The 20,841-nt window shown below is 42.3% G+C and carries 19 protein-coding genes; 5 read left to right on the top strand and 14 right to left on the bottom strand.

Features of this window, described 5'->3' with window-relative positions; translation table 11 throughout:
- Positions 1 to 3: 3 nt before the first annotated feature.
- Genes tssA through tagH form a run of 8 tightly spaced genes read right to left on the bottom strand, consistent with a single transcriptional unit; the run spans position 4 to position 10,442 of the window.
- Complete coding sequence (gene tssA, locus ACZ5ZC_RS06875; protein WP_012842182.1) at positions 4 to 1,122, bottom strand: type VI secretion system protein TssA; 1,119 nt, start codon at positions 1,120 to 1,122, stop codon at positions 4 to 6.
- Positions 1,115 to 1,909, bottom strand: a complete 795-nt coding sequence (locus tag ACZ5ZC_RS06870) for a PP2C family protein-serine/threonine phosphatase (RefSeq protein ID WP_005398381.1) — start codon at positions 1,907 to 1,909, stop codon at positions 1,115 to 1,117. Before ACZ5ZC_RS06870 ends, tssA begins: the two co-directional genes overlap by 8 nt.
- A gap of 9 nt (positions 1,910 to 1,918) precedes the next feature.
- Positions 1,919 to 2,614, bottom strand: coding sequence for a type VI secretion system-associated protein TagF (gene tagF / locus ACZ5ZC_RS06865; protein WP_464931540.1), 696 nt, complete (start codon positions 2,612 to 2,614; stop codon positions 1,919 to 1,921).
- Positions 2,596 to 6,114: a type VI secretion system membrane subunit TssM gene (gene tssM, locus ACZ5ZC_RS06860; RefSeq protein WP_109169030.1), complete on the bottom strand. Its 3,519-nt coding sequence runs from the start codon at positions 6,112 to 6,114 to the stop codon at positions 2,596 to 2,598. Before tssM ends, tagF begins: the two co-directional genes overlap by 19 nt.
- A gap of 16 nt (positions 6,115 to 6,130) precedes the next feature.
- Positions 6,131 to 7,423, bottom strand: coding sequence for a type VI secretion system protein TssL, long form (gene tssL / locus ACZ5ZC_RS06855; RefSeq protein ID WP_464931539.1), 1,293 nt, complete (start codon positions 7,421 to 7,423; stop codon positions 6,131 to 6,133).
- 11 nt (positions 7,424 to 7,434) lie between these two features.
- On the bottom strand, positions 7,435 to 8,724 hold the full coding sequence (tssK, locus tag ACZ5ZC_RS06850; RefSeq protein WP_012842178.1) for a type VI secretion system baseplate subunit TssK: 1,290 nt from the start codon (positions 8,722 to 8,724) through the stop codon (positions 7,435 to 7,437).
- 57 nt (positions 8,725 to 8,781) lie between these two features.
- Positions 8,782 to 9,237 (bottom strand): type VI secretion system lipoprotein TssJ, encoded by a 456-nt coding sequence (gene tssJ / locus ACZ5ZC_RS06845; RefSeq protein ID WP_005395676.1) that lies wholly within the window; start codon positions 9,235 to 9,237, stop codon positions 8,782 to 8,784.
- 11 nt (positions 9,238 to 9,248) lie between these two features.
- Positions 9,249 to 10,442, bottom strand: a complete 1,194-nt coding sequence (tagH, locus tag ACZ5ZC_RS06840) for a type VI secretion system-associated FHA domain protein TagH (protein WP_005395675.1) — start codon at positions 10,440 to 10,442, stop codon at positions 9,249 to 9,251.
- A 312-nt stretch (positions 10,443 to 10,754) separates the two neighbouring features.
- On the opposite strand from tagH, the gene ACZ5ZC_RS06835 reads away from it, so the two are divergent.
- The 3 genes from ACZ5ZC_RS06835 (at position 10,755) to ACZ5ZC_RS06825 (ending at position 13,896) form a co-directional block, all read left to right on the top strand.
- Positions 10,755 to 12,905 carry a serine/threonine-protein kinase gene (locus ACZ5ZC_RS06835; RefSeq protein ID WP_395214286.1) on the top strand — a complete coding sequence of 717 codons (2,151 nt, stop codon included), beginning with the start codon at positions 10,755 to 10,757 and terminating at the stop codon, positions 12,903 to 12,905.
- A 429-nt stretch (positions 12,906 to 13,334) separates the two neighbouring features.
- The gene (locus ACZ5ZC_RS06830; protein WP_005395669.1) at positions 13,335 to 13,670 is read left to right on the top strand and encodes an Hpt domain-containing protein; all 336 of its coding nucleotides are present in this window, start codon (positions 13,335 to 13,337) and stop codon (positions 13,668 to 13,670) included.
- 34 nt (positions 13,671 to 13,704) lie between these two features.
- Entirely contained in the window at positions 13,705 to 13,896 is a 192-nt protein-coding gene (locus ACZ5ZC_RS06825) for a hypothetical protein (RefSeq protein ID WP_054868056.1), read from the top strand.
- A 32-nt stretch (positions 13,897 to 13,928) separates the two neighbouring features.
- Here ACZ5ZC_RS06825 and ACZ5ZC_RS06820 read toward each other — a convergent pair whose 3' ends face one another.
- From ACZ5ZC_RS06820 to ACZ5ZC_RS06805, 4 genes are all read right to left on the bottom strand, one after another.
- Positions 13,929 to 14,426, bottom strand: a complete 498-nt coding sequence (locus ACZ5ZC_RS06820) for an ATP-binding protein (protein WP_053808346.1) — start codon at positions 14,424 to 14,426, stop codon at positions 13,929 to 13,931.
- Positions 14,427 to 14,449: 23 nt separating this feature from the next.
- Positions 14,450 to 15,643: a PP2C family protein-serine/threonine phosphatase gene (locus ACZ5ZC_RS06815; RefSeq protein WP_395214287.1), complete on the bottom strand. Its 1,194-nt coding sequence runs from the start codon at positions 15,641 to 15,643 to the stop codon at positions 14,450 to 14,452.
- A 29-nt stretch (positions 15,644 to 15,672) separates the two neighbouring features.
- On the bottom strand, positions 15,673 to 15,933 hold the full coding sequence (locus tag ACZ5ZC_RS06810; protein ID WP_005395662.1) for a hypothetical protein: 261 nt from the start codon (positions 15,931 to 15,933) through the stop codon (positions 15,673 to 15,675).
- 213 nt (positions 15,934 to 16,146) lie between these two features.
- The gene (locus ACZ5ZC_RS06805; protein WP_054868038.1) at positions 16,147 to 16,761 is read right to left on the bottom strand and encodes a glutathione S-transferase; all 615 of its coding nucleotides are present in this window, start codon (positions 16,759 to 16,761) and stop codon (positions 16,147 to 16,149) included.
- A gap of 144 nt (positions 16,762 to 16,905) precedes the next feature.
- Between ACZ5ZC_RS06805 and ACZ5ZC_RS06800 the strand changes: the two genes are divergently transcribed.
- The gene (locus ACZ5ZC_RS06800) at positions 16,906 to 17,481 is read left to right on the top strand and encodes a TetR/AcrR family transcriptional regulator (RefSeq protein ID WP_005395660.1); all 576 of its coding nucleotides are present in this window, start codon (positions 16,906 to 16,908) and stop codon (positions 17,479 to 17,481) included.
- Position 17,482: 1 nt separating this feature from the next.
- Positions 17,483 to 17,887 (top strand): PPC domain-containing DNA-binding protein, encoded by a 405-nt coding sequence (locus ACZ5ZC_RS06795; protein ID WP_054868037.1) that lies wholly within the window; start codon positions 17,483 to 17,485, stop codon positions 17,885 to 17,887.
- A gap of 98 nt (positions 17,888 to 17,985) precedes the next feature.
- Here ACZ5ZC_RS06795 and nirD read toward each other — a convergent pair whose 3' ends face one another.
- On the bottom strand, positions 17,986 to 18,321 hold the full coding sequence (gene nirD, locus ACZ5ZC_RS06790) for a nitrite reductase small subunit NirD (RefSeq protein WP_054868036.1): 336 nt from the start codon (positions 18,319 to 18,321) through the stop codon (positions 17,986 to 17,988).
- Entirely contained in the window at positions 18,322 to 20,841 is a 2,520-nt protein-coding gene (gene nirB / locus ACZ5ZC_RS06785; RefSeq protein ID WP_464931538.1) for a nitrite reductase large subunit NirB, read from the bottom strand. It abuts the gene before it with no gap.

Below are 20,841 nucleotides of genomic sequence, written 5' to 3'. Positions count from 1 at the left end.
TTATTAATTTTCATTTTGTTCTGCTATGCCAACCAAACGGAAGTAGCTTTTCTTTGCATCTCCGTCGGAGATAAGTTCCGCCAGTAACTCCGGCAGAGGCATTCCACACCAACGAATGATCTGTTCGATGGAGTAAGAAACTGGTGAGTGAGGCTCACTCTCTCTGAAGAAATCAGCCACTTGCTGCAATTGTCTAATCGCCTGCTCTCGTGATTTCATGTTTGTCGCTAATAGTGCATCAGAACTTTGTGAACTCACTTGTTGTTCCGAAGAAGAAGATTCATCCACCTCCTCCAGTTCTTCAAACACAGCTTGTGGTTGATTAAAACGCTCTCCAAGGAGATGCTTTAATGCCGAGTGTATTGATTCAAGCCTTTTTGATATATAAGAGCTAGGAGTGACATCACCTACCGCTTCATCTAATCGCTGACTGAATTCATTAAATGACTCTGTGGCGAACTCCAGATCAGCGATTAGCTCACGATAAAAGGCATCAGAGGTAGATTTAACTGTAGTTGTAATATCAGATAGCTCTGTAGCGCCAAGATCGACTCGATTTCGGCGCTTATCTTCATCTAAACGCTCCAACTCAATAGCTTGCTGATATTCCCAGTAGGCATACGCTTGCTCAACGCCTACGTCAGTAAGCGGGATACAAGCAATAGGGAAAATAAGTGTTCCTTCGCTATCGATACCATTGAGGCCAGTAATCGCCGATATTCTTGTTTCAATACCATCCTCATCAGGCATTGGATAGAGATCATCCCAAAACTTCTCGATGAACTCGGTTGCGAGTTTGTACCCAACGCCCATACCACGAAAACCATGCAATCGAGTTAGAGCCTCTATAAGCCAAGCCACAAACTCTAAATCTTTAGATTGATTCGTAAGTATCTCTGGTACTTCTTCAATAAATACCCGCCATAAGTTACTGTGGGTATAAATACTTTCTTCTTCTATAAGCGCATTACGCTCTGCATTTCGCGCAGCCATACGCTGATCTTTTAATCGGTAATAAGCGGACTGTGGCGATACATCTTCTCTAGGATCAACACCTGTGGGATTCTCTTGAGATATAGGAGCCAACGCTTGTTCATACCAATCGAACATCTCACTATTCATAAGACCTCCCTCTAAGAAAAACGGGGATCGTCGCGTCTTCTCTCGTTACTGCTTCAAATTCTGTCTGCGCTTGGCGAACTTTGACTAACGCACAAGTAACGTTATCACTTGCACCTCTCACTAACGCCGAATGCATGAGCGCTAATCCTGCTTGATTTACTGAGTCCGCATACAATGTCCGGTGAATTTCATCACTCGTTAATTCTTTAGAAAGCCCATCACTACACAGAAGAAATTGATCTCCGTCAGCCAACTGCCCCGAAACTTGATCAATAGTGATACTCTCATCTACCCCAACAGCTCTGGTAATAACATTTGCGAGAGGATGTGACTCAGCATCTTCAAATGCCAATAACCCTTGATCGACTAAATCCATAACTTGACTATGATCGCGTGTTTTTTGAGAAAAATGACCATTTCTAAGCTGGTAAATTCGGCTATCACCGACCCAAAGACAGTGGTAATACCCGTCCTGGATAAACAACAAAACGAGAGTTGTTCCCATCGTTTTACCGTCTAAGTGATTTTGTGCGTATTGATAAATTTCTAAATTCGCGGCTTGAACCACACTCCGGATATCATCGATATTGGTATTTGGGACATCCTGCATATGGCGCGCGATTCTATCCACTAGCATCTGGCTTGCTATGTCGCCAGCACTATGCCCACCCATTCCATCGGCTACAACCCAAATATGCTGCTCTGTCATATCTAAAAGAGCATCCTCGTTATAAGGGCGTACTTTTCCTGCGTGCGATTTAGCAAAGGTAAAATAGTTCCAATTCATTCTTCTATCCTACCAATTCCACTTTTTCCAACCGCCATCAAGCATGGCAGAAAATTGACCAATAGAAGGGAAACCGCTGGTCATAAACATACATGGTTCAACTAGAGTCGAGCCTTCAGTCCACCAAAAGCATGGCTTACTCAATTTTTCTTTAATGACGTAATTCAAAAGTGCGCTTTGATCTGCTCCACCTTGATCATGAAAAATCGTAGATATTTGGCTTTGATAAAGAAATTTAAGAGGCCGCACTTCACTTTTTACATTCGCCACTAAATCGTTTTTTTCTTGCATGCTCTTATGCCAAACATCAAATACAAAGTCGTCCTCAAGTACTGCTAGGGCAAGAGATGCACTGTCCTCGGTCCAAGCTTTGTCCCCCCAATATTGCGCAGCTTCACCTTTTACGGCACGAGCTATAGTAAAGAAAAAGTATCTACCGCATGCATCTACACTAGGAATCATGCTACCAATGTATGTCGAGTCTTCTAAGTAACTAACATCCAGAGCAAAGTGCCACACAGGCGCGGTTAAAAAGTGCTCATTCCAACTTTCACCCAATTGTTCTCTGCTGACTGCAATAACAGCCTGCTGCCAGTCATGCCAGCGCTCTGAAAAATCTTGTGATAAGCCATCTTTCACAAAGTCTCCTTTTGCAGGCATTTTACCGATATAACCCCAGGCTGATGTTACAAGGTTCGTGGACATCTGAACCTCTCCATTTCATTTGACCAAAACGGATTAATAGCACTAGACGGAATAAGCTCTAGTTGCACCTTATTTCCCTTTAAATCAATCATAACTATGTTGTCTTTACGTGATTCTGGTCTTGCTTTAAGTGATTGATCCAAAAGCTTGAATATGCCCCACTCACCTTCATAGGTATGAGCAATTTCGCGTTTAGATTCTGGTGGTGTGAACACTATTCGAGTCTGGTCTTGACCCGCAGGCCAGCTCAAGGATTTAGCTCGTGCTGGTCCATGCTTATAAACCAAATCTTGCTTACCTAGCTCTAGAACAAACCGAGTAATGTGCTGATCCAGATACACTGGTTTCATACCGAACTCTACGCGCAATGAATTATCAGATTCAAAGAAAGACTGCCTGATACGCTTCGCTCTTTGAAAGACCATCAGCGTTTCTGGACGAACTCCAATTTCCTTTTCTAATCGCCAACGACTTTTCGACGTATCGACAAACGGTTCAAGATACTCTTGGAAGAATGAGTCAAGCGTACCTCCATAACCAAAGAAACGTTTGAAGTCCTTCAGCCTTACTTCTCTGCTCGCATTTGGCTCGAATGGGTATCTACCCGCAATCGTCCGCTGATAAGGGCGCACCACTTGCGTAACCCAAAGCTGATTTAGATGATCTTTCGACCCGCTCTCCGCAAACTTAACTGACTCTTGAGAAAGTTCACCTAGCCATTGATTAAATGGCCTAGGCAAAAGTTCTTTAGCGCGAGCAAAGGAAGCAGCCACATCTTGTGTAACGGTCCCATCTAAAATACTTTTGTAAGCAATTTTCTGATTATTACCTGAGCTTGATAAATCGCTTAAGTACGAGCGCAAGTTAACCATAGCTTGTTGAATATCATCAAAGTCTTGTTCGCCGAGACGTAAGATCTCCGAAAAATGAGATTCGACTTCTTTACCTGGCAGTGCAACATTGAAACCATTTTCTTCAGGCAAGTACATGTCTAGTCTATCTGCCGTATTCGAAAATTTAACTTTGGCAACCTTACCAGCAACTTCAGAAGCGGCCTTCTGATTTTCTGACAATGATACTTTCGACAAACCAACTTCTTTTTGGATTGCCCTCAACAACGATTCGATTGGTCTTTCAACTCCAGATAGAACTCTAGCTTGTTCTGTTGCAAGCTCTAGGCTCGGAGCCTGCTTAAGTTGAATATCTTCGATCAGAGTTTTCCATTCATTCACATAATCTTGATAGTATCGAGATTGGACTCCTTGAATAGCGCTATCTTGATCAATTTCATGAGCCTTAAGATCGTCACCATAAACCCAGTTCTCTTCCATTAGGCTTTTTACTGTACGGTTGATCTGAATCTGAAAAATGCTATGAAAGCCATTGTACGTATAAAAGCCCGAAATGCCCTGTGATAACGGCTTTCCACTCGCTCGTTCAAACTGCTCAAGCCCTTTAGGCCCCAAGACATCAGTCAAACGAAATGAAGGAACATGACTCTTCGAAAATTGTATCTTCATTCGCTGATAAGCACGTTCTGGTAGAGACATTTGTGTCAAAACCTCGCGGGCATTAGTCACGGCAGCAGTATTATAAGAAAAGCCTTGTCCATTATTCTCTAATAAATTTTGAGTGTGCTGTAACAGACCTTTTCTTAAGTCTATATTTAGTTCACCCGGATATTGACGTTCAAAATAGAAGTTAAACCAAGCCAACACTTCATCTTGTTGGTATTTGTCTGGATTAAATAACATCAAATAAGTTTTCAACGTTTCATACAAATACTCTCGATGCTGTTGATTACTTTCCATTTCCGTCACCAAGCTATCAAGAAGCAAGGGAGCGTAATATTGGGTCAACGCATCAGAATATGCATTGTTCGCCGCCTGTGAGACTTTATCTCCTTGATAGAGACCAAACCTTTTTACGGAATCAGCATCGCCGTAGTTGCTTTGCTTTCCTAGAGGAAGCGTCATCAATCGGTCTAATGTCTCTACGGCTGAGATAATATCCGCCTCAAAATCTAGGCTCTCAGCACCAATCATTGCTTCAATATGGCCGGCTTGCTCATTGGTATCGACAATCAGCTGAGAATTCCACTTGTAGCTCATAAGCCAAAGTGAAGACGCACCTAGCAGTAGAGAAGCACAGCCAATGTAAACACCTCGGCGCATCCACCCTGACTGCTTTTGATAGTGACGATTAACCGTTCCTAACAGTTGTTCCTTGAAAATAACCTTATCAAACAAGTTCTTCACGAAATAACTATGAGACCCTGTTGGGCTCTTTGCTAGAGCGAGGCGATTTAGTCCAAGTCCATTGGTCGATTCATTCATTAACTTATCGACTGGTAAGCCTTCTTGGACCGAGCTCAACATAAACACACCACGAATCAAGGCTGGCTCTTCAAAACTATTTTGTGCAAATATTTCCGCTAAAAATTCATCAAGGTTAGCTTGCAATACCCTTAGCTGTTTAGGAAATTCAAAAATAAGTGCTCGCTTCTCTAAATCATCTTCAGTTTCAAGGATTCTCAGCATTCGAGCATCAAGTCGCTCCAACATGCCATGAAATTCTTTATTGAATAAAGAAATAACCCCTCTTTCATCAGCCACTTCACGCGGAAACATGAAACCGAACAATTCCTCACGCTCTTCCTTACTTAGATCAGAGAAGAACTCATTGAAACCCGCAACTAAATCCATTTTGGTCAGTAGTACGTAAATAGGAAATTGCATCCCTAACTGATTCTTCAGTTCTTGAAGGCGCGACTTGATAGCTCGAGCATGAAGGCTTCGCTCGGTTCTCGTCTGCGACATCACACTGGCTAAACTGATCGTGACAATTGCACCATTAATTGGCCTTTGCGTTCTATATTTTTTCAACAACCCTAAGAAGCCGTGCCATGCTTTAGAGTCGACTTTTTCTTGACTGTCTTGTGTCGTGTATCGACCGGCCGTATCAATCAGAACTGCTTTATTTGCAAACCACCAATCACAATGACGAGTTCCACCGACTCCAGCAATAGAGTCAGAGCCAAGGCTATCCGCTAACGGAAACTCTAGCCCTGACTGCTTTAACACTGTTGTTTTCCCTGTCCCTGGAGGGCCGATCAACACATACCAAGGCAAGTCATATAAGCTTCGCTTTCCTTTATGTGTTTTCGTTACTACTTTGACAGCTTGCTCAATACGCTCGCGCATTAAGTCAATTTCACTCGCCGCTTCTTTATCTGATTGACTATCAACCTCAAGTAACGTTTGAATACTTTCGTCTTCTTTAACTTTTTGCTTGTGCTGCTTAGTCACGTTGAATAAAGCCCACACAAACACCAGCACCAAAATCGTGACGAGTCGTTGGAAATCGCTCTTTAGTGGCTCATATCCCGCTATCGTGATAAGTGGACCAACAACCCAAATAAAAATTGAACAAGCAGCGACACCGATAAGACCGAGAAACCACCTTTGAGTAAATATTCTGCCAATTTCTTTAATACGCATCTCTATCTACCTGTTATTAATTCGCGACAAGGAGGTCGATTTCAATTCGACGGTTAATAGCTCGGTTTTCGTCACTATTGTTTTCAACCAATGGTCTTGCATCACCCAGCCCTTCTGGTATTACTCGACCTTCTAGTGCGCTATTCGAGATAAGTTGTTCAGATATAGCAGTAGCTCGAGCTAATGATAGATGCCAGTTCGAAGGATATTTACTCGTGAAAATTGGCCTATCATCGGTATGACCTGTCACAATGATCTTGCCTTGGGTCGACTCCAACGTTCTAGCGAGTTTAGAAATTACGGGTTGGATATACGCAACAACATCAGCACTACCTGATTCAAATAGATCTTGCGACTTTAACGAAATTCTTACCCTGTCTTGCAACGGCTCGACGTTAATTAGCCCCTTCCCGATCTCAGTTGCCAGATACATAGAGATCCTTTCTGCAATTGGCGCTGATTTTGATTCTGACGTTGTATCTTGGTTAAGCTGTTGCGGTTGAACCAAATTGACTAATTGAGAAAAGGTGCGGTTGGAAGCCTTGTTTAGCTCATAGCTAAAATACATAAATATACAAACCAATAATGCAGCCGTTACGGAGCACACAACCCAGAGAGGAGCTCTGTCGGAAGCCTTAGAGCCATTCAAAATGTGTTGTTCGATACTATTGCTTAGCTCTTGAGGTATCCCTCTTCCGTAAGACTTAAGAATAGCGATAATCTGCCTTCTCAGTTTTCGGTGAGACTCCAGTCCGTTTTTTTCCAAACGATATTGGCCGAGAAACCCAAGCGATAGGCACACGTACATCAATTCAAGCAAATCTAAATTTGTATCTGGTTGCGCCATGCATTTATCAAGGTACTTAAAGAACGCTTCCCCACCCTGGCTGCTGGCATAGAAAGAACTAAGCAATGAGTCATGGCTCCAAAATGAATGCCCCCCCCAATTAGTATTGAGCACCGCTTCATCTAACGAGCAACACAAACAGTAACGAGCCGTATCAATAGTGTCCAAATCAACGTCGTGGTGGCGTAGTCGGTTCTCATAATCTCTAAGTTTTTGTGCCAACGTCTCTTTTAGAAACAACGGGTCAGAATGAGTCGCTGTCGCTCGAATTTGACCAATAATGGATAAAAGACCATTCGCTTCTGCCAATAAAGGGTTGTTCCCATAAGCAACCACTGAATCGTTATTCACCAATTCAGGACTTTTTGAGATAACTACCGTATTATCCGCTGACTTTTCTGATGGTGGTTTCGGTGCGGGCGCTCTTCCACCCGGTGTTGGTTTTACGATCGTTTGTTCCATACTGAGCACACCTATTGACTAATACTCCACAGCTCAAGGTCAGCATTCGGAAAATGCCCCGATAAATGCAGCGCAATACCACCACTGTCTTTCAGCCTCATCCAAAACGGGCCTTTCTTGACTACTTCGAAGTAGACATAACCCGTTTGGTAAGGGATCTGCCTCGGTACTACACTCAATGGCGCTACGTTTATGCCATTAATCTGATTGTTGATCAGATCACGAATCTGCTCCGCTGGTCCAAACTTGAGCTGCGCCGGGACTAAACGTCTGATTTCATCTGTTGTCGTATCAGCTTTGACCGCAAGCACAAACTGGCATGATTCAAGTAAACGCTTATCTGGAAGTGGCGTCACTTGAATTCCATATTGTCGTGGCTCCAAAGGAAGTTTGCTTGCTGTTTGATCAAGGACAACGCTCAGATATTGACTCAGAACTTGATTCAATTCGCTATAAACACTTGATACATCTAAGTGATCGTATGTAAGTAAGCTTGGCATCCTCTTGGTTTTGTCAGAAAACGTAGCTAATTCACCAATATAACCTTTCAGGGTCGTAGCTAATTCCAATGGATGTAGCCTGTCTAGGTCACTAAAGTGCTTTAACATCGCCTCATACCTGTTCAACATTTGTAGCATGATGAAATCAACAGCAGATGCAGATGCGGCTTTGCCCTTAATCAATCGCTGCGCAATAACGTCGGCACGCATCTTTGTCATCGCAATAACGTTACGCAAGTAAGCCGACATAACTTTGTCGCTAAGTAAATTGATAAGCGGTGGAACATACGAATCGTCTAGTATTACTTCGCCTTCTGCCGTTACCTCTTTTATTTTCAAAATCGGTAACTCAACATAACCCGCTAATTTGTCATTGCTGGCTTTCAGTTCTAGGTTTAAGGCTGCGACTTGAATCGTTTCTTCATCCTGCCCAGTGAGATTATCTATAACGTCAACGTCTTTAAGTACATAACGAGAAACGATCGCCTCACTTACATCAGAAACATTTTTACCTTTGACATTTGAAAGGGGAAGAGTGATTTTTACTAACGTATTTTCTACGTCTTTATCAATAAATAAAGGCACAACCGAATCGCTGGCTGTTAAGGTATTAACCAGAGTCATATCTGGCAAAACTGCCTCAAAGTGATCTAATTCAATCAGACCATCTTTTAATGCATGTTCTTTTACTCGACATTTCCAAACCCCCCAATTATAAGCCCCACCAAACTGATGTAAGCCTTTGAATTCTTGAGAGGTTGCGCGTTCATGTTGTTGAAAGTGCTGGGGACGTAAAAACATCCCTTCGCACCAAGCCGTCTTGGAGTATTGCGTCATTTATAATTAGCCAACTAAACGTTATTTTACGACCAAAGACAGATCTTCTAACAGAATTTGATAGGTGTTGTAACCGGTCTTATCCACTTCAATGACTTGTCGCCAATTTGAATTTTCAATATCTCGAAACGCTGCGACAATGCCTAAGTATTCAGTCTTTGGAGACATACTTGCCTGATATGTTTCTTTCTGACCTGGAGTTAATGATATTTCATATTTATTCACTAAATCAGGGCCTAAGACTTTTTCACTTTCTTCATAAATTGAAAAAAAATCCTGACTTTCAAAAAGGGTATTTGATGTTAATTCAAAAACATACACGACTACAGGGGATGGCCTACCATTGGAGTCAGGGTTAATATTGTGATTTGCTGTTATTTCTAAATCTGAATATGGATCAACAACTAAATTGGCTGCTGAGCATCCAAATAAAACCATTGAAATTAATAACAAAATGTACTGATAAACTCTTTTCATCACCCTATTTCCTAGCTTTTATTTTTTAATGCTAACTCATAGTGTTTAGCGAAATCTTCTAAATAAAATGGAGATTCTTTATTGATAATGTCATCGGATAGCTTTTCATGAATATCCTCAAACCGCTTCCAACTTTGAGCATATTTCCTTGCTGGAATAACCTTATTAATAACCGTGTCTTTAGCTAAAGCTTCTGAGTATATCGACGTAGGTTCAACAAGCGACATAACACTTGAAACCGTACCCTCAACACCTTTCATTAACGCTTGTTCATGACTTTCTATATCACTAAACGCTTCTTTAATGGCTGCACTTGGCTTTAGGAAACTTGCAGTTTGACGGTTATATAAGTTATGAATTGCATCTTCTAAATTCGCAGAGAACTTCAGAGGATTATTTTCTGACTTCCGAAACGCAGTATGACTAAGTCGATTTGTTTGTTTAAATACCGCGCGATTGTGCAGCGTTTCCATTAAACCAACTAACATCAAAGAAAATGATTCCCCCAGCTGTTCAAACCATTGCTCTCTGTTATCGCTGGGAATCATCGTTGGATCAATACCCGCTCCTTTAATGAACGCCGCAAGCTCGCTCCCTTTACTATCAAATTTGGGAGTTGGCTGACGTTCTAGCTGACGTGGGGTTTCCGGTACAGGTGTAGGATCTACACTCTGTTTTTCTGGTTTGGGGATATCAATGAAATCATCGACTAATCCAATATCTAATTGAAAGTCAGAAGGAACACTCTCATTCAAAAGCTCACTGGCACTAAGGCCGAGGTCTACAAACTCTGCTTCAGATGAACTCGAGAATGCTTCAGGTTCTGAACTGGAACGAAAGTTACTTTCCTGATTATTGAATGCCTCAGTGCTAGTTTGAATACTTACTGAAATTTGGTAATCCCCTAAACTAACCGTATCGTCGTCACTTAGTGCAATCTCATTTCCTTGGCCCACAGGTGTCACAGCGTTATTAACAAACGTGCCATTAGTTGATAAGTCTTTTATCAAGTATTTATCACCAAACTTGATGAGCTCTCCGTGAGTTCCGGATACTACTCTTTCAGGGTCTGGCAGTGTCCAATCACATTGCTCAGACCGACCAAACGTAACTTTGGCATGCTCATCACTTGATTCAAACACAAACTCACTCTCAATCTCTGGAGTAAATTTGTGGAAACTTGTTATGGTTAAAACCAACTTCATGTAAACCTCGCCAAAGACCTGCTAAATATTATTTTTAATTTTATTATTAGTCACTTTATTATTAACAGTAAGATTAATAAAAACCTTAAACCTGCCATTGAAAATCATGCACGGAATAATGAATCATTTTTTTATCAAAGCAATCACGTAATGTTCAACAATTTTAATTATCCAACCAAGTTCAAATTTTTGACACTTAGACTTTCATCAATAAAAAAACGAATGTTAGTTTGGCCGCGAAATTCTAACATAATGACTTTTCATTGAGCAGAAAGGTATATATTCCCCCATCATTTATACGGAGTTCTTGTGATGGAAGACAGCAATAAAAACAATTCTATAAATAATAAAGATAGCGGAGACAAAACTAAAATTGTAAAGACTCAAAAACGAGACAATGCAATTCAATCAAATAAAGTTGCTAGCAATGAAGGCTCCGTTCAAAATAAAAATGAAACAAATACAAAACTGTCTCAAAAAGAAAACACTCCGTTAGTTAATAAGAAAATAAACAATAAAAATAACAAATCAAATAATGACAAAGATGTTATTAATGAGAGTTTAATAGGCACAACTGTCAAAAATCGATATGAAATCGAGTCGGTTCTTGGCCATGGCGGACTTTGTGATGTTTATTTGGCAAAAGATAAGATATTAGAATCTTCAGGTTCAGAAACCCCTTACGTAGCATTAAAGATTTTACAAAAAGAGTTTGCATCTCAACCAGAGACTGCACGCATGTTGATACGTGAAGCTCAGCAAACACAAAGATTAAGCCACCCTAATATTATTAGGGTTTTTGATTTTGGTGTCGATGGCGAAATATATTTCTTAGTGATGGAATATATTAATGGGGAAACATTAGAGAATTTAATACAACGATCTAGGCCGCATGGGCTGAAGTTTAATGCAACTTTATCGATTCTAAATCAGGTACTTGACGCCCTGTCTTACGCCCATTCACTTGGTGTCGTGCATGCCGATTTAAAGCCCGCTAACGTCATTTTAACGTCTGAAGGTAATGTTAAATTACTCGACTTTGGTGTATCTAAAACTCATCAATTAAAGCAAGATCAATACGCAGCTAAACGTAAATCCGAAAATGTGGAGACTCTTGGTTATACTCCAAACTACGCATCGCTCAACTTGTTGTCGGGTAAAGAGCCAAACTTAAGCGACGATATGTTTGCGCTATTTTGTATTGCTTACGAGTTATTGAGTTGCAAGCATCCTTATTCAAGAACTCCTGTTAATGAAGCTCTCAAAAAGAAAATGAAGGTCTCGAAACCTGCTAATATGCCAGCATCTAAGTGGCCTATCTTTGCACGCGTGTTTTCAACTGGCATCATCCCCAAAGACCTTACCCCAGAGCAGTTAAAACAAAAGTTGAACATGCGATATTGGCCTATCGTTAGCGGTGTAGCTGCAAGCGTACTATTGGTTACCGGAATCGTATTTGGCTATCAACAACAACAAGAAACCATCTCTGATTTAGAAATAGCGATTAACAAGCAAAATGATCAGATTAATGGGCAGGAATGGTTGCTTGATACACCGCCAGAAAAAAGCTTGTCACTGATTAATAGTGAGAAAAACTTACACCCGGTGATTAAAGCTGGCTTACTACGACAGCACAAGAGCTACCTTCTAAGTGAGTTTGAATCTGAGATTGATCAGGTTCTGAATTCTGATGCTAACAACTATCCAAATTATGATGAAATCGAGTCTGTACTAAACAAAGCAAAAGCCTACTACCCTGACTCACATAAAATTGAAGTTCTGGCGTTAGATATTCAATCAAGCAAGCACTCAACATTGCTTTCGATAGCCAGACAAATCAATAGCCAACTGGAAAAGTCTCGATACAGTAAAGAAGAAGACAGTAAGTCCATCTATGAACTGAAAGATGAGTTAAATCAAATTCATCAGGATTACCCATTTACACCAAGCTCATTATCTAGCGATGTTTTTGGTAAACACCTAACTGAAGCACTCAAAAATAAAGATGCTGCAGCACTTGTTGCGCTAATTAAGGTTGGGAATACTTTCTTCTCAAACGTTGAAGAGCATCAAAACAACTTAAAAATAAGCAACGCGATGAAAGATGCAGTCCTCGAGATGAAACTGTATGAGACCGCGCTAGACTCTAACGATCCTCTACCATTTCCGGACGAGGCTGCTCGAATTTTGTTCCAAGAGGAATTTGAAAACTTCTATTACCGCCTAGAAAAGGCAAGAACAACAACTCACCTCGATAACTTAGTGAAAGATGTTGATCAGTTTTCGAAGAACTTTCCTATCGGTTTTCAAGATATTAACGATTTGAGATTCAAAACTGCAGATAAATACCTGCGCTTCTCCGACATACTGCTCAATAAGAGAAGGACCACAAGCGCAAGGCGCGCAATGAAGAAAGCGAACGAATTAATGAGACAGGTAGAACAAGACTCCAAGCAAAGCTAATTGTACAAAAGGGGCTCAAGGCCCCTTTTTTGCGTCAAGCTACTTGCCATTATGCAACTAGGTTGCTAGTTTGTATTTGTACTCGATTAGGAGAGTTAACCTTGACTGAAGGAATAGTCAAAGTTGGCGAGCGCTTGGCTTACTTATTTGATGATTGCTTTAAACTAGGTAGACAAGATTGTTCCCAACCCGGCATTTTATTTGGAACCCACTATCACGTAACTTGTGTTGCCACGACACGAGTGCAAAATGCTTTGCACAAAAGATTAGATCATAGACACTTGTATATAAGTCAAAGTGTACCGAACAATAACTTTGTTTTTATGAGTCTAGCTCAAGTGATAAGCACACTGTTCAGCGCTCAACTCCCCCCACTTCAACATTCCTATCCGATACATTTTTCTACCTCGCGGTTAGTCAGAGGTAAACATGATTAATTTTGATGTTCTCAATAAATACATGGAGAACGACGTAGATCTTATCGTCACCGTTTTTTCCACATACTTAGAAGACCACGCCAATGACATACAGCGTATCAATGAGTTGTACGCAAACAAATGTTGGCCGGAACTCTACTTATTGGCTCACAGTCTAAAGGGCATTCTAGAGAGCTTTGGTGAAGAAACCGCTGTCATTGTTTTCACAAAAATAGAAGCAGAAACAAGAAACGATAACGAGCCAGATAGCTCAGATATAGCTATAGTTACTAAAGAGCTAGCTGCCATTAATCAACAAATCTTTGCTTACTTGAAGAATATGCAATAAAACAAATTAAGGCTTAACTGGGGGAAATATGGCAATGAACAATAGCAATTTCAAGGAGCTGATTGAGTCTCTCAAAGACTTAACGCCAACTCAAAAGAGGTACTTGCTTAGTCGTACAAAGATGGCGTTAGATGATGAGAGCAATATGCTAAACATCAGTGATATCCTGACACCAGAAGAGTTGGAAGCATTATTGTCGCCTTCACCAACCACAAATACAAAATAACAATAATATACAACGTAACCGTCAGATTAACGCTAGGGACCAGGTGGGGTGAATAGATCTTGCTTGGTTGTTAGTTTTTCTCCGTTCTTCTTCACTAAAACAAACGTGTTTTTTCCAATCTCTTTTTCTAACTTGAACTGGTCAGATAATTGAGCGACTAACATCAGTCCACGACCTGAAGCAGACCAACTATCATCATCCATTAAGTTAGGAGCCTCAATCTGTTTATTTTTATGTTGGTTGAATGTCATTTCATTGATTGACGCTCCGTAGTCAGAAACCCTAAGTTCAATGAAATCTGACATTTGGTCACATCTAATCCTACACTCCACGTCTATCGGCTTGCCTTCAATTTCACTGTAAGAATGGATGTAAGCATTGTTCATAAGCTCAACAACACAAAGCTCCAACGACTGAGCCGTACTTAACGATACTTGATTATCCATTAAAAACTTAGCAACCTCTTTGCTCGCACTTCGAGAGCGAGTAAGGGATCCGCCGTAAGTTCGTTTAAACTCGCTCTGGAACATTCTTTTCCTTTATCCCTAGGCTATCAGCCACGCCACCTTACTTGTAAAAGACTCGCATCATCATCAAACTCATCTTTGTTCTGCCACGATTGTACTTGTTCAAAGACACATCTAGCCTGCACTTCTGCTTCTAATTGCGAAGTACAAACAGCTTTTATACTTGATGCCAACCTTTGTACTGAATACATCGCCTCGCCTCGCCTCGCTTCTATCAAACCATCCGAATAAAGCCATACTACATCCCCCTCACTCAGAATAATTTGATTATCAACGTACTTCATCGGCTGCAAAGCGCCAATCATAAAGTTGTCTTCACCCGCCAGCTCTGTAGTTTCGGTGCTCGCTCGCCAAACAAGGAACTTAGGATGACCAGCAGTACAATAGCGAAGTTGTCCTGATTCTGTATTAAGAATGGCATAAACCATGGTGAAATAAAGCTGACTGTTCCTAGTTTGCTGATACCGTCGGTTTAGCCGATCAATAACGGCTGCTGGTTCACTGATACAGTAGTCGCCATCTCTTAGCTCCATGGTTATCGAATCAGGTCCCAGATTTTGAGATAACGTCTGTTGGATAGAAAAAGCCATCAAAGCAGACGAAACACCATGACCTGAAACATCGAAAACATAAAATGCGACATGTTGTTCATCAAGCTCAAAATACCCCAACATGTCACCACCAATCTGGGAGCACGGTTTGTAGGCGTAACTAAATTGCATGTTCTGGATCGACGACTCCGCTGGGAGTAGTTGCTCCATCAGGTGACTAGCAGACTGTAAATCTTGATGGATCATTCGATAGGCTGCATCTAACTCTTTATTTCTCTCAACGAGTTTGTTGTGCAGTTCTAAAGTACGAAACCCCGCGCGGATTCTGGCCTGAAGTTCCTCTACAGACGTCTTCTTATCCACAAAGTCATCTGCGCCAGCATCGATGCCTTTCACGATCGAGCTTTGGTCATTTCTAGAGGACAATAAAACAAAGAAAATGTAACGTTCGCTAACTTGTGATTTTAATTGCCGACACAGCTCAATACCATTAATGCCAGGCATCATTAAGTCACTAAGTACAAACTGAATATCTTTGCGATAAGTCAGCACTTCAAGTGCGGATTGTCCGTCTTCAACAGCAATAACTTCATATCCCTGCTTTTCTAATGCACTGCTGATATAAAGTAGTACTGTTTTACTGTCATCGACCAAAAGAATGGATTTCATTCGCCTCCTTAAGACGGTAGTCGGGCACGCTAACGTAGAACACTAGTCACTGATTGCTCATTTCTAAAACGACTATAATCTTCAGCTAATAACTGGTGTTGATATCGAGTGTAAGACAGCGCCTCATTGGAGATTAATATCTGATGCTCTTTCTCTATTAACTGACTTTGCAGTTTTTCAATCTGTTCATTCTGCTGTGTGTTATTGAGGTACAGCGCGACGAGACCAAAGACCGAAACCATTAAAAGAGCAATAAGAACATTATTGATAGTTTTAACTTGAATACGCATGACCTCTCCTTGTCTATTAATAGACTTCCCACTATGAAAAGAACGTCTACAGACTAAGAGCGCTAGGCTCTAAAACGCATTGAAGCCCATTGAGGTTGTTTTTCCAATTATAGGCGATAGGAGACAAAATAAGAAAAAAGCTGAAGAATTTGAATATCCTTGTGAATTCGAAAGGCAATAGCAGCGAGCAATGATCTACTCGCTGCTGGTACATCAACTTAGAAATGCAGGCCGAGCTGAAACTTGCTCATACCAACGCGCAATGTTTGGTGCAGTAGTAAGCACATCGATTTCTAGGCCTTTAATTGCAAAACCAATCAAAATAAAGCCTGTAATATCGACGATAGTAAAATGGTCAGCGGCAATGAACTCGCTTTCACCAAGTCGCTTATCTAACAACGGTAAAAACTCTTGCACGCGCTGCTTGGACTCTTCGCCCCACTCTTTAACACAACGCTCTCTATCTTCATAGATAGCTGTGATGTTTCTAAATGCTTGAAAAGCGGCATACAGACCTTGAAACTCCACCACGCGATGCCACATTTCCACCTGAGCACGTTCGAGCTGGTTAGCACCAAACAGCGCCAGATCATTTTCAAACGCTTCATCGAGATAGCGGCAAATTGCGACGCTCTCACAAATCGTCGTGCCATCTTCAAGCTCAAGCAATGGCACTTTTCCATTGACGCTTTTTTGCTTGAAATCTTCCGCTAGATTTTCGCCGTCACGCACATTTAAAGCGATGCGTTCAACATCGCCACCAATTTCCTTTAAAAAAATGCTAACTCGCTTACAACTTGGAGTTATCGCGGTTTCGTAGAGCTTCATTTTATATCCTTTTTCTTTTTCTAACCGATTGGTTAGGATATACTGTAGCCAGTTTATAAACGATCAGTCAAGAACTTCATTTCCCAAAAGTTGATCAATAAGTTTAGGAGTGGTTTGAGAAAAACCGCTCAGGTAGGTACGCATATGGCAAGAAAAGCCAACTTCGATCGAGAAGAAAAACTATTAGTCGCTATGGACGTTTTTTGGCGCAAAGGTTTCGCTAATACATCCATTTCTGATCTCACCGACGAGTTGAACATCAACCGCTTCAGTCTTTACAACACCTACGGTGACAAGCAACAGCTCTACTACGAAGCGCTCGATACTTACTTGAAAAAGGTCTCGCTACCGTCACTGAATGATTTGGAAAAAGACGACGCGTCTTTACCCGAGTTGGAATCGTTCCTTAAATCTTTTGCTGAGCTGCAACGCAAACGCAACTGTGGGTGTTTTATTCAAAATGCGTTGATTGAGCACGCTGGCGAAGACGATGACGTACTGCGCAAAGGGCATTTCTTATTTGACCATCTTATCGACATCATTGCGGATGCGCTGACTAATGCGCAGAAAGAAACCTTAGTGCCCAAAACGCTTAAGCCAGAAGAGCTCGCTCGTTTTGTTCTCAACAACATGCAAGGTATGCGCGTACTTGGCAAAGCCAAACGTTATGCAGACTTGGATACGGCGCTTTCCTGCTTGCTGGTTTTAATTAGGAAGTAATATGTCGATTGAAGTGATAGCAGTTCGTCTTACCAAAGGCATGGACTTAAAGCTGAGCCTAGCGAAATTGGTCGAGAAGCACGGTATCAAAGCAGGCTCGATTGCCTCATGCGTTGGCTGTGTCTCTGACCTCAATCTTCGTTTGGCAGGTGCAGAGTGTACGTTAACCAAACAAGAGCCATTTGAAATCGTCTCTGTGATGGGAACACTGACGCCTGAACATCAGCACGTTCATATCTCGGTGTCTGATCGTGATGGACGAGTCTGGGGCGGGCATTTAATGGAAGGCACGGTTATAGACACCACCGCAGAATTGATCATCCATTCTTATCCAGAACTTGAGTTTACCAGAGCGATGGACGACTCGACTGGCTATACCGAGCTACAAGTGAATTCTTGCAAATAGTCAAAAGCTCCAGAGCCACACTGTGCTGTCTCTGGAGCCTTATTCGCTTGTCTCTTACGCCAATAATTTATTCATATCGAGCAAGCTAATTTCGAGGATCATTCTTCGACTAAGTAACAAACCTGATTATCGTCGACCGTTACTTGCCACGTTTTTAGACAGTGCGCTTCGTCTTCCAAACACTGCCCGCTCTTTAGGCTGAAATGCTGTTTGTACAGTGGTGACGCAACACACATCTCACCATCAATATCGCCGACAATCCCTCGACTCATCACGTAAGCCTTGCCTATTGGGTCCCAATCTTGAACGGCGTAAACACCGCTATCAGGAATGTAGAATAACGCAACGTGTTCGCCTTCAATCAATACAGTTGCACCGATAAACGGCATTAGGTCATCCAGCTGACACAATTTCACTTTGGTTAAAGCTCTCATTTACACCTCCTGTTTCACGGGTATACGCTGACCACGCACACGTTGGTACGGTAAGACTTTGCTGCCCGACGTGCTGTTCAAGAAAGGACGGAAGCGTTGCAATTTTTGAGGATTATCCAACGTACTCTTCCACTCACATTGATAGGTATCTACGACTCGTGCCATTTGCTCATCCAATGAATCACATAGGTTGAGAGAGTCATCCAAAATCACTTGTTTAAGGTAATCTAAGCCCCCTTCCATGCTCTCCATCCACACTGACGTACGCTGCAAGCGATCTGCGGTGCTTACGTAGAACATCAAAACTCGGTCGATCATGGTGATCAACTCTGATTTGGATAAGTCGGATGCAAACAAATCAGCGTGTCTTGGTCTCATGCCGCCATTACCACAAACATATAGATTCCAGCCGTTTTCAGTGGCGATCACCCCAATGTCTTTACTTTGCGCTTCTGCACACTCGCGAGTACAGCCCGATACGGCAAACTTAAGCTTATGGGGCGCTCGTAATCCTTTGTAGCGGTTCTCTAACTCAATAGCTAATCCGACCGAGTCATCAACACCATAGCGACACCAAGTAGAACCCACGCACGATTTCACGGTGCGCACCGATTTGCCGTAGGCGTGCCCTGTTTCAAAACCAGCATCAATTAAGGTTTGCCAGATTTCAGGAAGCTGTTCTAATTGCGCACCAAATAAATCCACGCGCTGACCGCCAGTGATCTTGGTGTACAGATCGTATTGCTGAGCAACTTCGCCTAGCACGATGAGTTTGTCTGGTGTGATTTCACCGCCCGGAACACGAGGCACAATCGAGTAAGAGCCATCTTTTTGCAGGTTAGCCATAAAGGCATCGTTAGAATCTTGCAGAGATTGATGCTGTGGCTCCATGATGTGTTCATTCCACAAAGAAGCAAACACAGATGCTGCTGTCGGCTTACAGATATCACACCCATGCCCTTTGCCATGCAGTGCGATTAAGGTGTCGAAGTCTTTGATTTGTTCCACTTGGCAAATATGGAACATCTCTTGTCGACTGAGCTCAAAGTGCTCACAAAGGTGGTTGTTAACCTCTACCCCCATGGCTGCCAATTGAGTATCCAATACCGACTTCACCATATTGCTACAGCCACCACAGCCAGTACCGGCTTTGGTGTTGGCTTTAAGGTCCGTCAGGTTGGTAGTGCCAGCTTGAATCTCGGCAACTAAATCGCCTTTTGTGACGTTGTGACAAGAACAGATGATGGCGCTGTCTGGCATCTCTCCATCCAGCATTCCGGTATCAAACAGCAGATTCGCCGCGTGGTCTGGCAAGACAGTTTTGTTCAAATAACACTGTAAGAGCGCATCGTAGTCGCTGTTGTCACCAACGAGAATCGCACCAAGCAATTGGGTACCACTCGCATCAACCACTAGCTTTTTGTAGATGCCTGTGACCGCATCTTGCAACACCATTTCCTGTGCGCCTTCGGTTTGCATTTGTGCATCGCCGATAGACGCCACATCTACCCCAAGCAGCTTGAGTTTGGTGCTCATGTCTGCACCTTTAAAACCTTCACTCGGCATCCCAGTCAAGACATCGGCGGTGGTTCTCGCCATGGTGTAACCGGGTGCAACTAAACCAAAGATCTTCTGCTCCCAAAGGGCACATTCGCCAATCGCGTAAATATTCTCATCGCTGGTTTGGCATTGGTTGTTAATCACAATGCCACCTCGCTCACCTACTTCTAGCTCAGCCAGCCTTGCCAACTCATCTTGAGGGCGAATGCCTGCGGAGAAGACTATCACATCAACTTCGAGAGGATCTTTGTCTTTAAACACCATACGATGCTTAGCCGTTTCACCATCGCAGATTCGTTCCGTACCCGTTGAGGTGTGTACTGTTAGCCCTAGCGCTTCAATCTTCTCTTTCAGCACTAAGCCAGCACCATCATCTAACTGTACGGGCATCAGACGAGGCGCAAATTCAATAACGTGAGTTTCTAGCCCCAATAGTTTGAGTGCATTTGCCGCCTCTAAACCCAATAAGCCACCGCCAATTACTGCGCCTGTTTTTGCGCCTTCACATGCTTTTTTGATTTGTGAAAGGTCATCAAGCGTACGGTAGACAAACACGTTGTCGCGGTCTTTACCTTCAATTGGCGGCACAAATGGGTAGGAACCGGTCGCGAGCACAAGTTGGTCGTAACCCAGCACATCTTCACCATCAAGCAGAATACGCTTTTGCTCTCTGTCGATGCCTGTTACTTGGCTGCCAAGTACTAGTTGGATGCCATGCATGTCGTACCATTCTTGGTTACTCAGCATCAAATCATCATGGGACTTACCCGCAAATAAAGAAGAGAGTTGTACACTGTCATACGCGATAAAACGCTCTGCACCAATAACGGTAATTCGGTGCTCTAAATGCGCGTTTTTCTGCACTAATTGCTCGACGAGGTGTTGCCCGACCATACCGTTGCCTACCACAACGATGTGGCTCAATGCGTTCTTTACTGGAATCGTTAAAGGACTGTTCAT

Source organism: Vibrio sp. JCM 18905 (assembly GCF_055393305.1).
The sequence above is the reverse complement of the archived record's forward strand: the minus strand, read 5'-3'. Positions and strand labels throughout refer to the sequence as shown.